Source organism: Rhodococcus sp. NPDC058639 (assembly GCF_042717545.1).
Lineage (GTDB): Bacteria > Actinomycetota > Actinomycetes > Mycobacteriales > Mycobacteriaceae > Rhodococcus.
Map to the genome: position 1 here is coordinate 574,317 of NZ_JBHXRF010000001.1, position 13,895 is coordinate 588,211.

Here is a 13,895-nt window from a genome sequence, read left to right on the forward strand (position 1 = left end):
GTTGTAACGTGTTATAGTCTGGGACCCGATCGTCGTACCCCACCGGCACTTTCAGGCAGGTATCCACTGTGGCTTATGTGATCACCCAGGCATGTTGCAACGACGTCTCGTGCGTCGAAGTCTGCCCGGTCAACTGCATCCATCCCACGCCCGACGAAGCGCCGTTCGCTACGACGGAGATGCTCTACATCGATCCCGATACGTGCATCGACTGCGGGGCGTGCGTCGACGAGTGCCCGGTCGATGCCATCGCGGCCGACAACGAGCTCACCCCCGCCCAGGAGCCGTACCTCGAAATCAACGCCGAGTACTACCGGCGTTACCCGATCGGACCGGACTGGCCGGAGCTGCGGCCGCGCCGCAAGATCCCTGCCGACCTCGGAACGCTGCGGGTCGCGATCGTCGGGTCCGGGCCTGCGGCGTGCTACGCCGCACAGGAACTGACTTCGCATTCGGCCGTGCAGGTCGACATCTTCGATCGGCTTCCGACGCCGTTCGGCCTGGTCCGGGCCGGCGTCGCGCCGGACCACCAGAGCACCAAAGGCATTGCCAACGTCTTCCGGAGCGCCATCGGCCACAAGAACACCCAGTGCTACTTCAACGTCGAGGTGGGTACGCACATCACCCACGAGGAACTGCTCGCGCATCACCACGCCGTGCTCTACGCCGTCGGCGCGTCCAGCGATCGGCGCCTCGGCGTTCCCGGTGAAGATCTGCCCGGCTCGTTCGCTGCCACCGAGTTCGTCGCCTGGTACAACGGCCACCCCGACTATGCCCACCGCACATTCGACCTCTCCGGCGAACGCGCGGTCATCATCGGCAACGGCAACGTGGCCCTCGACGTCGCGCGTGCTCTCGTGATGAACCCGGACGAACTCGCCCGCACCGACATGGCCGAGCACGCCGTCGAAGCGTTGCGCAACTCCGCGATCCAGGAAGTGGTGGTCGTGGGCCGGCGCGGTCCCGCGCAGGCGGCCTACACGAACCCGGAACTGCTCGCCCTCGGCGGCCTCGAAGGCGTCGACGTGATGGTCGATCCTGCTGAACTCGAACTCGACCCCGCGAGCCGCGCCCTCGTGGACGACCCCGACGTCGAACCCCGCATCGCACTCAAGGTCCGGCAGGTCGGCGAGTATGCGAAGACGAGCCCGACGCCCGGTAACAAGCGGATCGTCCTTCGGTACCTCGCATCGCCCGTCGAGATCACCGGGGACGACGCCGTCACGTCGATCACCCTCGAACGCAACGAACTGGTCGAGGTCGACGGACGCCTCGAAGCCCGGCCTACGGGCAACACCGACACGCTCGGCGCCGGACTGGTGCTGCGTTCGATCGGGTACCGGGGCACCCCCGTCAAGGGCGTGCCGTTCGACGAGCGCCGAGGAGTGCTCCCGAACCACCTCGGTCGCGTCGTCGATCCCGAGACCGATGAGCCGGTGCCGGGTGTCTACACCGCCGGATGGATCAAGCGCGGGCCGAGCGGCGTCATCGGCACCAACAAGCAGTGCTCCAACGAGACCGTCGAGCAGATCCTCGACGACTTCATCGCCGGAAAGCTGCCCGAACCCGTCGCCGATCGCGAGAAGCTTGCGACCCTCGTCGCCGAGCGGCGGCCCGAGTTCGTCGATTACCGCGGGTGGCAGCAGATCGACAAGCAGGAGAAGTCGCGTGGATCGGCGGCCGGCCGGTCTCGTCTCAAATTCGTCTCGGTGGAGGAATTGCTCGCGGCATCGCGAACCGGTTCTTGAATGCGTCAACAATCCACAAGCGCCTGACCTGGGGCGATGCGGGTTCTATCTGTACCCGAATTGCCCGGGTCGAGTTCGCGCGTGTCTAATGAGAAGTAACGAAAGCGTCGCGACGGGGAAATAGGTGTCACGACGCACCGTCCAACGATGGGTTGTGGAATGGTCGAAAAGCATGTCTTGTCGAACCGTCGCCGCCGGGCTGGACGCCGGTCCGCGCGCGTAGCGATCGCATTCGCCGGTGCCGCCGCAGTCGCCCTCACCGCTGCCGGCCCCGCCGCCGCAGTGCCGTTGTGGCCGGGTGGGCCGGAAGTACCGAGTGTCGAGGATGTCATCCGGAGCGTCGTCCCGCAGGGGCCGGGGGCGCCCCAGTTGCCGCCGCAGTTGCTGCCCGAGCAGCCCGCTCCGTTCTCGGCCCCGTCGGTGAACCCGTCGAACGGTGAGACGGTCGGTGTCGCGCAGCCGATCATCATTCGTTTCAACGAGGCCGTCGGCGACCGCGCCGCCGCCGAACGTGCCATCCGCATCACCTCCCAGCCGCCGGTCGACGGTCATTTCTACTGGGCATCCGACAGCCAGGTGCGCTGGAAGCCGTTCGAGTTCTGGCCGGCGAACACGTCGGTCACCGTCGCGGCCGGTGACACCCGGTCGTCGTTCACGATCGGTGACGCCCTTGTCACGGTGGCGGACAACAACACCAAGACGATCACGGTCACCCGTAACGGAGAGGTCGTGCGGACGATGCCGACGTCGTTCGGCAAGCCCGGCCACGACACTCCCAACGGCACCTACATCGTCGGTGACAAGTTCCGCGACATGTACATGGACTCCTCGACCTACGGGGTGCCCGTCGACAGCCCGGAGGGCTACCGCACGTACGTCGAGTACGCGACCCGCATGTCCAACAGCGGCATCTTCCTGCACGCCGCGCCGTGGTCGGTGGATGCACAGGGCAACACGAATGTCAGCCACGGTTGCCTCAATGTGAGTACCGAGGACGGCAAGTGGTTCTTCGAGAATTCCAAGAAGGGTGACCCCGTGATCGTGCAGAACACGGCCGGCGGCACCCTCAACGGCTGGGACGGCCTCGGAGACTGGAACCTCTAAGTTCCACCGAGTTTTCGTCTGTACGCATTTCGTCCGACGCCCCCTCCTTCCGGCACCGTCTACGGTCCGGAAGTGCAGGGGGCGTCGGGCTTTCGTGTCGTTTCCGGAACCCCGGTGGTCAGGCGGGCGAAAGCGGTTCGGCGATGACGAGCGTCGGCCCGTAGGCATCGCGCTGGTCGGCGGCCAGTCCGGAATCCGACACGAGCGTGTCGATGTCCTCGACCGCAGCAACTTTCGCAAGCGCACGGTGCCCGAATTTCGAATGGTCGGCGACGAGCACGGTCCGCGCCGCAGCCTGGATCAAGGCCCTCTTGATCGGAACCTCGAGCGTGTTGGTGTTAGTGATGCCCGCGATCGGATCGATGGCGTCGGCACCGAGGAACGCCCAATCCGCCGAGTACGACGACATGAACCGGACGGCGTGCTCGCCGACGAGAGTGAAGACCGAACCGAGCAGTTCGCCGCCGGTGACGAGTAGCCGTACTTCCGGAAAGCTCGCCACGTACTTGGCAATCCGCAGATCGTTGGTGATTACGGTGAGTGACGAGCGACGACGCAGCGCCACAGCCACTTCATAGGTGGTGGATCCGCTGTCGAGGACCACGCTGTCCCCGTCCGAGACCATGGCCGCTGCAACGGCGGCGATCGCCGCCTTCTCGGCCCGTCGTACGTCCTTCTTCACCGCGTAGGGCACCTCGGGCCCGGCACCCTCCACCGGGCGTGCACCGCCGTGGGTGCGTTCGACCTTTCCTTCGCGGGCGAGCGCGTCGAGGTCCCGCCGGATCGTGGACGTGTCGACCCCCAGGTCGCCGGCGAGCGTTTTCGCGTCGATATAGCCATCGGCCATCAGTCGGTGGAAGATCTCACGTCGCCGTGCACTCGCGGACACGAATACTCCTCCGGATTCTGCTGGGGTGCTGCGCGGTTCGGTCTGCGCCGTTCTTGTTGTGCATGTGGGATTCCCGCGGTGGGATCACGCGGATTCGGTTGTGCGGAACGATCGCACGACGATAGCGCACCCACACCTGCGTGCGCACAGATATTGACACAAACACCCGGAAATGTGCATTATTTCGTGCAGTATATGCGCGAATTTGCGTGATCATAGTGAGCATCACCAGGGCCGCCGAGGCTCCGGGCGCCGGGTCGACGATGCCCTCCTCTGTGGCGAGGCGATGTCGATGTGGAGGCGGACGGACATGCTGAAGTTGGGATACAAGGCGTCGGCGGAGCAGTTCGGGCCGCGTGAGCTGGTCGAACTCGGGGTGCTCGCGGAGGCGCACGGGATGGATTCGGCGACGGTGTCGGATCATTTCCAGCCGTGGCGGCACAACGGTGGGCATGCGCCGTTTTCGTTGGCGTGGATGACTGCGGTGGGGGAGCGGACGGAGCGGTTGCAGTTGGGGACGTCGGTGTTGACTCCGACGTTTCGGTACAACCCGGCGGTGATTGCGCAGGCGTTCGCGACGATGGGGTGTTTGTATCCGGGGCGGGTGTTTTTGGGGGTGGGGACGGGGGAGGCGCTCAACGAGATCGCGACCGGTTATGCGGGGGAGTGGCCGGAGTTCAAGGAGCGGTTTGCGCGGTTGCGGGAGTCGGTGGCGTTGATGCGGCAGTTGTGGGGTGGGGATCGGGTGGATTTCGAGGGGGAGTTCTATTCGACGAAGGGGGCGTCGATTTATGACGTGCCCGAGGGTGGGATTCCGGTGTATGTGGCGGCGGGTGGTCCGGTGGTGGCGCGGTATGCGGGTCGGGCGGGGGATGGGTTCATCTGTACGTCGGGTAAGGGCATGGAGTTGTATACGGAGAAGTTGTTGCCGGCGGTGGCGGAGGGTGCGGCGAAGGCCGAGCGCGATGTCGCCGGGGTCGACAAGATGATCGAGATCAAGATTTCGTACGACACCGATCCGGAGTTGGCGCTGGAGAATACGCGGTTTTGGGCGCCGTTGTCGTTGTCGGCGGAGCAGAAGCACAGCATCGATGATCCGGTGGAGATGGAGGCGGCGGCGGATGCGTTGCCGATCGAGCAGGTGGCGAAGCGGTGGATTGTGGCGTCGGATCCGGATGAGGCGGTGGAGTTGGTGCGGGCGTATGTGGATGCGGGGTTGAATCATTTGGTGTTTCATGCGCCGGGTCATGATCAGCGGCGGTTTTTGGAGTTGTTCGAGCGGGATTTGGCGCCGCGTTTGCGCGCACTCGCCTGACCGGGAGGAACGAATGAACGAGATGTCCTCGGCAGCAAAAACCTTGACGGAAATCCCGGAGTGGCAGGCCCTCGTCGCGCACGGTGCGGAATTCGAGGGGATGCATCTGCGGGAGATGTTCGCCGCTGATCCCGGCCGCGCCGACGCGATGACCGCCGTCGCCGGGGATCTGGTCGTCGACTACAGCAAACACCGGGTCACCGCCCACACCATGGACCTACTGCTCGATCTCGCCCGGGCAGTCGGGATCGAGGCGGCCCGCGATGCGATGTTCACCGGCGAGCACATCAACGTCACCGAGGACCGGGCGGTGTTGCACACCGCGTTGCGGTTGCCGCGGTCGGCTCGGTTGGTCGTCGACGGGCAGGACGTCGTCGCCGATGTGCACGAAGTACTCGATGCGATGGGCGAATTCACCGATCGGGTGCGTGACGGGCGGTGGCGCGGGGCGACCGGGGAGAAGATCACCACGGTGGTCAACATCGGGATCGGGGGGTCGGATCTGGGGCCGGTGATGGTGACGCGGGCGTTGCGGCACTATCACGACGGTCCGCAGGTGCGGTTCGTCTCGAATGTCGATCCGGCGGATCTGACGGGGGTGCTGACGGGGCTGGATCCGGCGTCGACGTTGTTCGTGGTGGCGTCGAAGACGTTCTCCACGCTCGAGACGTTGTGCAATGCCACGGCGGCGCGGCGGTGGCTGGTGGCGGCGCTCGGTGAGGAGGCGGTGGCGTCGCATTTCGTGGCGGTGTCGACGCATGCGCAGCGGGTGGCGGAGTTCGGGATCGATCCGGTGAACATGTTCGGGTTCTGGGAGTGGGTGGGGGGCCGGTATTCGGTGGATTCGGCGATCGGGTTGGCGGTGATGTGCGGGATCGGGCGGGAGCGGTTCGGCGAGTTGCTGGCCGGGTTCCGGGTGATGGACGAGCATTTCCTGTCGGCGCCGCTCGAGCGCAATGTTCCGGTGCTGTTGGGGTTGCTGGGGGTGTGGTACACGTCGGTGCTGGGGGCGCAGTCGCGGGTGGTGTTGCCGTATGCGAATGATCTGGTGCGGTTTCCGGCGTATTTGCAGCAGTTGGCGATGGAGTCGAACGGTAAGTCGGTGCGGGTGGACGGGTCGCCGGTGTCGTATCGGACGGGGGAGATTTTTTGGGGGGAGCCGGGGACGAACGGGCAGCATGCGTTTTTCCAGTTGTTGCATCAGGGGACGCATCTGGTGCCGGCGGATTTCATCGGGTTCGGTCGGTCGACCGATGATCTGCCGGTGGCTGAGGGGTCGGGGTCGATGCATGAGGTGTTGATGGCGAACATGTTTGCGCAGGCGAAGGTGTTGGCGTTCGGGAAGTCGGCGGCGGAGATTCGGGGGGAGGGGGTGGCGGAGGAGTTGGTGGCGCACAAGGTGATGCCGGGTGATCGGCCGTCGACGACGGTGTTGGCGCCGGTGTTGTCGCCGTCGACGTTGGGGCAGTTGATTGCGTTGTACGAGCATGAGGTGTTTGTGGAGGGTGTGGTGTGGGGGGTCGATTCGTTCGATCAGTGGGGTGTGGAGTTGGGGAAGGCGCAGGCGTCGGTGTTGTCGCCGGTGTTGGGGGGTGTGGGTGAGCCGGAGTCGGGTGATGCGTCCACGGACAACCTGATCCGCATATACCGTCGTATGGCGAAGGAGGTGTGACCGTGCCCGCGCTGAAGTTGCTCAAGCTGCCGCCGCCCGTCGCGGAGTCGTGGGAATGGCAGATGCATGCCGAGTGCCGCGACGTGGACGGTTCGCTGTTCTTCCACCCCGACAACGAGCGAGGTGCCGCGCGGGAGAACCGCCTCGTCGCTGCGAAGACGGTGTGCGGGCAATGTGCGGTGCGGGAACAGTGCCTGGAATACGCTCTGGAATCCGGCGAGCGCCACGGTATCTGGGGTGGACTTTCGGAAGACGAACGCACCCGGGTGCGACGCGGGCAACGGCGCACCTCCCGCTCCTAGCGCGAGCGTGTGCCTCCCGGCTCGCCGGGACGGCGGGCGGTCGTCACACCTCCGGTCCGCCGAAAACGGAGAATCTCCCGGCGACACCGGGTATATCTCGTGCAATGCCGATCGAAACACCAGTGTGGATGGTGCTCGACCTCGTCGGGACATTTGCGTTCGCACTCAACGGCGCGCTGACAGCGGTGCGTGCCGAGAAACTCGACATCGTCGGGATCGTCACTCTCGGCATGTTCACCGGTCTGGGCGGCGGGACGGTCCGCGACGTGCTTCTCGGGGCCCTGCCCCCGGCAACTTTCCTCGACTGGCGATATCTCGCCCTCGCGGCTTCCGGTGGACTCGTCGCCTTCGTCCTCGGCCGCAGGCTCGATCGCCTGAACGCGACGATCACCGTATTCGACGCGATCGGATTGAGTGTGTTCGCAGTGCTGGGCGCGTACAAGGCGCTGGACCTGGGTTTCGGGGTGACCCAGGCCGTTCTCGTCGGTGCCGTGACCGCGGTGGGTGGCGGGACCATCCGTGACGTCATGATCGGTCGTGTGCCCACCGTCCTGCGGAGTGAGCTCTACGCAATTCCGGCCCTGGTCGGAGCCGGAATATTCACGGCTGCACACAGTTTGGGGTATCAGGGCACTATCGTCGCGTTCGGCGCGGCGGCGGTGTGCTTCGTGATCCGCATGATCGGCGTGCGCTTCGATCTTCACGCGCCGTACCCACCCGGCCGACACGGCGCGGGGTGAGCACGGCGCGGTGGTCGGTCAGTCCTTGTCGAGGAACAGGTCCCACTGCGGGTTGTCGCCGCCGCCGTAGCCGGACAGATCGGCCACGCCTGATTCGGTGAGTACGTCCGCGTCGATGAAACAGCGGCCCGTGGTGTCCTTCGCGGAACGCGACAGGATCGCCACCGCGGCGTCGGCCATGATCTCCGGGCTGCGCGAGGACGACAGGAGCGCGTCACCGTCCGGCATGTGTGCCACCGCCGACGTCGCGATGAACGTCTCGGGCCAGAGGCAGTTCGCCGCTATGCCGGCCTCGGCGAACTCGGCTGCGAAACCCAACGTCAGTAAGGACATCCCGTACTTCGACAGGGTGTAGGCGGGGTGCGCTCCGAGCCAGTAGGGGTTCATGTTCAGTGGCGGGGAGATGGTGAGCACGTGTGCGTTGGGAGAGTTCCGCAGGTGCGGCAGCGCCGCTTTCGTGAGCAGGAAGGTGCCGCGGCAGTTGATTTCCTGCATGAGGTCGTACTTCTTGGCCGACAGCTGTTCCGTTGATTCCGTGGCGATCGCGCTCGCGTTGTTGACACAGAAGTCGATACCGCCGAAACGCTCCACCGCGGCATCGACGGCCTGCTGGACGTCGCTTTCCTTGCGCACATCGCCGACCACGGCGACGGCCTTACCGCCGGCCGCCTCGATCTCGGCGACAGCGGTGTGGACCGTGCCCTTCAGCCGGGGGTGTGGCTCGGCGGTCTTGGCGAGCAGGACCACGTTCGCACCCTGCCGGGCCGCTGCGGTGGCGATCGCGAGGCCGATCCCGCGGCTGGCGCCGGAGATGACCATGGTGCGGTCGGTGAGTGCGTTCTGGCTCGTCATCGTTCTCCCAGGTCGTATCAGTGAAAACCGTTCCGTTCTCAGCGATGATATTGGCATTCTCTTTTTCTGCAAGTAATGTATCCAGCGTGAACGACTTCACCGAAACCTCGTCGGGTATCCCGCTCGAGCCGGTCTACGGACCGGACGACCGGGGCACCGAGCCGCCTGCGCCGGGCAAATTCCCCTTCACCCGCGGCAATTTCGCCACCGGCTATCGGGGCCGGTTGTGGACGTTCCGCCAATACTCCGGATTCGGTACCGCCGAGGAGTCCAACCGGCGGTACCGCTACCTCCTCGAGCAGGGAGGCACGGGCCTGTCGGTCGCGCTCGATCTCCCTACTCAGTGCGGTTACGACTCCGACGATCCGGAGGTCGGTGAGGAGGTGGGTCGCGTCGGCGTCGCCGTCGACACCCTCGCCGACGCCGAAATCCTGTTCGAGGACATTCCGCTCGACAAGATCAGCACGAGCTTCACCATCAACGGAACCGCCGCCATCCTGCTGGCCTTCTACGTCGCCGCCGCCGAGCGCAAGGGGGTGCCGCGCGAGAAACTCACCGGCACCATCCAGAACGACATCCTCAAGGAGTACGCGTCCCGCGGCACGTGGATCTGGCCACCGGAACCGTCGCTGCGGCTCATCGCCGACACCATCGAATTCTGTGCAGCCGAGGTACCGCGCTTCAACGCGATCTCGGTGGCAGGCGCGCACTTCCGTGACGCGGGCGCCAACGCGGTCCAGGAGATGGCATTCACTCTCGCCGACGGTGTCACCTACTGCGACACCGTCCTCGCGCGCGGCCGGATGACCATCGAGCAGTTCGCTCCGCAGATCTCGTTCTTCTTCTACACCCACGGTGACTTCTTCGAGGAGATCGCCAAGTACCGCGCCGGACGCCGGCGGTGGGCAACCATCGTCCGCGAGCGTTACGGTGCGACCACCGACAAGGCGTCGATGTTCCGCTTCGGGTGCGTGGCCGGTGGTGCGTCGCTCTACGCGCCGCAGGCTCAGAACAACCTCGTGCGGGTCGCCTACGAATCCATGGCCTCCGTGCTCGGCGGCGTGCAGTCGATGTTCACCGCTGCGTGGGACGAACCGTTCGCCCTCCCCAGCGAGGAATCGGCGACCCTCGCGCTGCGCACGCAGCAGATCCTCGCGTACGAAACCGGCGTGACCCGCGTTGCCGACCCCCTCGGCGGCTCGTACTTCGTCGAGGCACTCACCGATGCCACCGAAGAACGCATCATCGAGATCATGGCCGACCTCGAAGCGCACGGCGGCATGGTCCGTGCGATCGAAGACGGTTACCTGCAGGGTCTGATCGCCGACGAGGCGTACAAGACCCACAAGGAGATCGAAGGCGGCGAGCGTCCCGTGGTCGGCGTCAACAAGTTCGTCTCCGACGAGCCCGCGCCGGAGATCTCGACGTACGAGCTCGATGCGCTGGGACGCGAGATGCAACTCGAGCGACTGGCGAAAGTGAAGGCAGAACGTGACCCCGAGGCCGTGCGCACCACCCTCGCCGAATTGTCCCGCGCTGCGGAAGGAACCGAGAATTTGATGCACCGCCTGATCGACTGCGCCAACGCGTATTGCACCGTCGGAGAAATGGTGTCCACGCTCAAGAACGTCTGGGGCGAGTTCCAGCAGCCGGTGGTGTTCTGATGGGCGCCCGCATCCTCGTTGCCAAGCCCGGTCTCGACGGGCACGATCGCGGCGCCAAGATCGTGGCCCGTGCCCTCCGCGACGCCGGATTCGAAGTGATCTACACCGGCATCCGTCAGAAGGTCGAAGACATCGTCTCCATCGCAGTGCAGGAAGACGTCGCGGTGGTGGGCCTCAGCATTCTCTCGGGCGCCCACGTCGCACTCACGACCAAGGTCGTCGAACAACTCCGTGCGGCCGACGCCGGCGATATCGCCGTGATCGTCGGCGGCACGATTCCGCAGAGCGATGTGCCCAAGCTTCTCGCCGCGGGCGCAGCAGCCGTGTGTCCCACCAGTACTCCGCTGGATGTCCTGGTCGACGAGGTCCGGAAACTGACGGGCACGGCTGCGCCGCTGTGACGACGCGCGGCACCCACACAATCGAGTTCGGGAAGTTGGAGGAATCGTGCGTATCGGAGTGATGGTCGGCCCGGAGCAGGGTGATACCGCCCGCAAGGTCGACCGCATGCTGAAAGACGTCGAATGGGCGGAAGCCGCGGGATTCGACACGGTGTGGGTTCCGCAGATCCCCACGGACTTCGATGCCCTCACTGCGGTTGCGTTGATGGGCACGAGGACCAGCCGCATCGAGATCGGCACGGCGGTCGTACCGCTCCAGGCGCAGCACCCGATCGCACTTGCCCGGCAATCGCTGTCGACGCACGCCGCTCTGAACGGGCGGCTCGCGCTGGGTGTCGGTCCGTCGCACCACTGGATCGTGGAGGACATGCTGGGACTGTCCTACGACAAGCCTGCCAAGTACACCCGCGATTACCTCGAGGTTCTCAACGCGGCACAGCGCGGTCCGGGTTCCGTGGACGTGGAGAACGACACATTCACCGTGCACAACCCGCTCGATATCGCCCCGGTCGCACCGATGCCGATCCTGGTGGCCGCGCTCGGGCCGGTCATGCTCCGGATCGCGGGCGAGCACACGGACGGAACGATCCTGTGGATGGCCGACGAGCGCGCGATCGGTGAGCACATCGTGCCGCGAATCACCAAGGCAGCAGCCGAAGCCGGACGCCCGGATCCGCGGATCGTGGCGGGTGTCCCGGTGTGCCTCTGCGCGCCGGACGAGGAGGGGGTCGCTCGCGAGCGAGCCAACCGGATCCTCGCCGAGGCCGAGATCTCGCCGAACTACCAGCGACTCCTCGAGCAGGGTGAGGCCAAGGACATCGGCTCCATGGCGATCGTCGGTGACGAGGAAGCGATCCTCGCCGGGTTCCGTCGTTACCGCGACGCCGGCGTGACGGACCTGTCCATGCGCTTGCTGCCGATCGGCAACACCCGCGACGAACTGGTCGCGTCGAAGTACCGGACCCGCGAAGTCGTTGCCGAGCTGGCGAAGGAACTGAGGTGACGGCGGGTCCACTCGCGGGTATTCGTATTCTCGAGGTCGGCCACATCCTCGCGGGCCCGTACGCCACGATGATGCTCGCCGATCTCGGCGCCGAGGTCACGAAGATCGAGCCGCCGACCGGTGATCTCTCCCGGCAGGTGAGCGACGCGTATTTTGCGAGTCTCAACCGCGGGAAACGTAGTATCTGCCTGGATCTTTCGACCGAGGAGGGGCAGGAGAAGCTCGGTGAGCTGGCGTCCGTCTCCCATGCGTTGCTCGTCAATCTCAAACCGTCGGCGATCCGGAAGTTCGGACTGACATACGAGTCGTTGCGCACCCGCAACGACAAGATCGTGTGTGTCGCACTCACCGGGTACGGCCTGCACTCCGGCGACGATCCGGCGTTCGACTACGTCATCCAGGCCGTCACGGGCGTCGCAGCCCTGACCGGCGATCCCGACGGGCCGCCCACGCTTCCCGGTTATTCGGCGGCAGACAACTCCACCGGCCTGACCGCCGCGCTGGGTCTGCTCGCGCAGATCGTGTCCGGTCGCGGTGGGCAACTGGATGTCTCGTTGCACGACGTGATGCTGTCGCAGCTCAACTACCGTGCCTCGGCGTATCTGAACGAGGGCACCGTGCCACGGCGCATGCCACACGGCGCCCACTCGTATTATGTTCCGGCGCAGCTGTTCCCGACCGCTGACGGAACTCTCGCGTTGTTCATCACGCACGACGGCTTCTGGCGGACGTTCGCTGCCGAAGCGGGCATCGACGGTTTCGGGACGATGGCCGAACGCGCCGCGCGCCGCGACGAGGTGCTCGAGGTCGTCACGGCCGTGCTGGCCGGTGACAGCGCATCGGGATGGGAACGCCGGCTACGGCCGCTCGGGGTTCCGGCCGCAGCGGTGCGTTCGCTGCCGGACGCGCTCGAGGCAACGCCGGACGCGGTGATCACCGCCGGCGATTTCCGTCTCGTGGGCAGTCCGATCCGCATCGAGGGATACGAACCGCGGTACGGCGCACCGCCGCGTCTCGGCGAGCACAACGACGACGTACCCGCTCCTCCACTCTGAACATCTGCTCGGAACAGTGATCTGCTCGGGAACATCCTGAGCAGATCACTGTCCGTCGTGCAGGTTTCGGGGTGAACGTCTACTCGTACCGCACCCGGATGTCGTTGCTGTCGGGCACTGCCTGGCACGTGAGGATGTAACCGTCGGCGATCTCGTCGTCGCTGAGTGCGTCGTTCACGCGCATCGTCGCAGTGCCGTCGACGATCTTGGCGATGCAGGTCGCGCAGTTCCCCGCCTCGCACGAGAACGGCGGCGCCAACCCGGCCCGCCGGGCGCTCTCGAGCAGAGTCTCACCCGGATGGCGCGGGACGGACACCCGCTGGCTCCCGAGACGGATCGAGACGGTGCCCTCGATCGGCGGAGCGGGTGTTGCGGCGGCCACGGGTGCGTCCGTAGCCGGGAGGTCCGCGACCGGGACGTCGGGGCGGATGGGTTCCGCGGCACTTCCGAAGCGTTCGCTGTAGACGTTGCCGGGGCCCGTCAGTGCGCCTTCGATCATGTCCATGAAGGGTTCCGGCCCGCACAGGTAACTGTCGGCCGCGGTGTCGGATCCGACGAAAGCCACGACGGAGGCGGGGTCGAGCAGTCCGCTCTCGTCGTCGTAGTGCCGGACGACGTCGAGCCGGCCCGGATATCTCGCCGCGAGGTCGGCGGTGACCGTCTCGAAGATGGCAGAGGCACGATCGCGGTCGGCGATGAGCAGGCGGACCCGCCGGTCGGTGGAGGCGAGGGCACTCTTGGCCAGCGACAGGATCGGAGTGATGCCGCTGCCGCCGGCGAATCCGAGCACCGGGCCCTCGGCCGGGCGGAGCAGGAACGTGCCTGCCGGACGGGTGATGTCGACTTCGTCGCCCTCTGCCACATGATCGTGGAGCCAGTTGGAGACCGCGCCGCCGGGTACCCGCTTGACGGTGGTCATCAGTTCGGTGTCGGTCTCGGGAGCGCTCGACATCGAGTACGACCGGTACAGGTCGGTTCCGTCGACCGTCACCTTGAAGGTGCAGAACTGCCCCGACTTGTAGGTGAACGGTCCGTCGTGCGGAGCGAGCACGTAGGTGCGCGCGTCGTCGGTCTCCTTGACGATCCGGGTCACGGTCGCGCGCTGAAACAATGGTGGTCTCGCCATGGACCGTCTCCTCCTGGTATGAAT

The 13,895-nt window shown here is 65.8% G+C and carries 13 protein-coding genes; 10 read left to right on the forward strand and 3 right to left on the reverse strand.

The window, feature by feature from the left end; translation table 11 throughout:
- Positions 1 to 68: 68 nt before the first annotated feature.
- Both ACFWU2_RS02740 and ACFWU2_RS02745 read left to right on the forward strand, forming a co-directional pair.
- Positions 69 to 1,748, forward strand: coding sequence for an FAD-dependent oxidoreductase (locus ACFWU2_RS02740; RefSeq protein WP_378599939.1), 1,680 nt, complete (start codon positions 69 to 71; stop codon positions 1,746 to 1,748).
- Positions 1,749 to 1,907: 159 nt separating this feature from the next.
- A complete protein-coding gene (locus ACFWU2_RS02745; protein ID WP_378599944.1) occupies positions 1,908 to 2,852 on the forward strand; it encodes an Ig-like domain-containing protein in 945 nt (314 codons plus the stop codon).
- Between the two features lie 118 nt (positions 2,853 to 2,970).
- Here the strand turns inward: ACFWU2_RS02745 and ACFWU2_RS02750 are convergent, their stop codons facing one another.
- Positions 2,971 to 3,741: a DeoR/GlpR family DNA-binding transcription regulator gene (locus tag ACFWU2_RS02750; RefSeq protein ID WP_378599949.1), complete on the reverse strand. Its 771-nt coding sequence runs from the start codon at positions 3,739 to 3,741 to the stop codon at positions 2,971 to 2,973.
- Between the two features lie 310 nt (positions 3,742 to 4,051).
- On the opposite strand from ACFWU2_RS02750, the gene fgd reads away from it, so the two are divergent.
- The 4 genes from fgd (at position 4,052) to ACFWU2_RS02770 (ending at position 7,770) form a co-directional block, all read left to right on the forward strand.
- Positions 4,052 to 5,056, forward strand: a complete 1,005-nt coding sequence (gene fgd / locus ACFWU2_RS02755; protein WP_378599953.1) for a glucose-6-phosphate dehydrogenase (coenzyme-F420) — start codon at positions 4,052 to 4,054, stop codon at positions 5,054 to 5,056.
- 22 nt (positions 5,057 to 5,078) lie between these two features.
- Positions 5,079 to 6,728: a glucose-6-phosphate isomerase gene (gene pgi, locus ACFWU2_RS02760; RefSeq protein ID WP_378600280.1), complete on the forward strand. Its 1,650-nt coding sequence runs from the start codon at positions 5,079 to 5,081 to the stop codon at positions 6,726 to 6,728.
- Between the two features lie 2 nt (positions 6,729 to 6,730).
- Complete coding sequence (locus ACFWU2_RS02765) at positions 6,731 to 7,030, forward strand: WhiB family transcriptional regulator (RefSeq protein WP_378599957.1); 300 nt, start codon at positions 6,731 to 6,733, stop codon at positions 7,028 to 7,030.
- 104 nt (positions 7,031 to 7,134) lie between these two features.
- Positions 7,135 to 7,770: a trimeric intracellular cation channel family protein gene (locus ACFWU2_RS02770; RefSeq protein ID WP_378599961.1), complete on the forward strand. Its 636-nt coding sequence runs from the start codon at positions 7,135 to 7,137 to the stop codon at positions 7,768 to 7,770.
- Positions 7,771 to 7,788: 18 nt separating this feature from the next.
- On the opposite strand, the gene ACFWU2_RS02775 is transcribed toward ACFWU2_RS02770, so the two are convergent.
- Positions 7,789 to 8,622, reverse strand: coding sequence for an SDR family oxidoreductase (locus tag ACFWU2_RS02775; protein ID WP_378599964.1), 834 nt, complete (start codon positions 8,620 to 8,622; stop codon positions 7,789 to 7,791).
- Positions 8,623 to 8,666: 44 nt separating this feature from the next.
- On the opposite strand from ACFWU2_RS02775, the gene ACFWU2_RS02780 reads away from it, so the two are divergent.
- From ACFWU2_RS02780 to ACFWU2_RS02795, 4 genes are read left to right on the forward strand one after another with little or no spacing between them, the layout of a single operon-like run.
- Positions 8,667 to 10,286 carry a methylmalonyl-CoA mutase family protein gene (locus ACFWU2_RS02780; protein ID WP_378599967.1) on the forward strand — a complete coding sequence of 540 codons (1,620 nt, stop codon included), beginning with the start codon at positions 8,667 to 8,669 and terminating at the stop codon, positions 10,284 to 10,286.
- Entirely contained in the window at positions 10,286 to 10,687 is a 402-nt protein-coding gene (locus tag ACFWU2_RS02785; RefSeq protein ID WP_378599971.1) for a cobalamin B12-binding domain-containing protein, read from the forward strand. Before ACFWU2_RS02780 ends, ACFWU2_RS02785 begins: the two co-directional genes overlap by 1 nt.
- A 46-nt stretch (positions 10,688 to 10,733) precedes the next feature.
- A complete protein-coding gene (locus ACFWU2_RS02790) occupies positions 10,734 to 11,690 on the forward strand; it encodes an LLM class F420-dependent oxidoreductase (protein ID WP_378599978.1) in 957 nt (318 codons plus the stop codon).
- A complete protein-coding gene (locus tag ACFWU2_RS02795; protein ID WP_378599982.1) occupies positions 11,687 to 12,745 on the forward strand; it encodes a CaiB/BaiF CoA transferase family protein in 1,059 nt (352 codons plus the stop codon). The genes ACFWU2_RS02790 and ACFWU2_RS02795 overlap by 4 nt, the downstream gene beginning before the upstream one ends.
- A 79-nt stretch (positions 12,746 to 12,824) precedes the next feature.
- Here ACFWU2_RS02795 and ACFWU2_RS02800 read toward each other — a convergent pair whose 3' ends face one another.
- Positions 12,825 to 13,871, reverse strand: a complete 1,047-nt coding sequence (locus tag ACFWU2_RS02800) for a 2Fe-2S iron-sulfur cluster-binding protein (protein WP_378599986.1) — start codon at positions 13,869 to 13,871, stop codon at positions 12,825 to 12,827.
- Between the last annotated feature and the right edge of the window lie 24 nt (positions 13,872 to 13,895).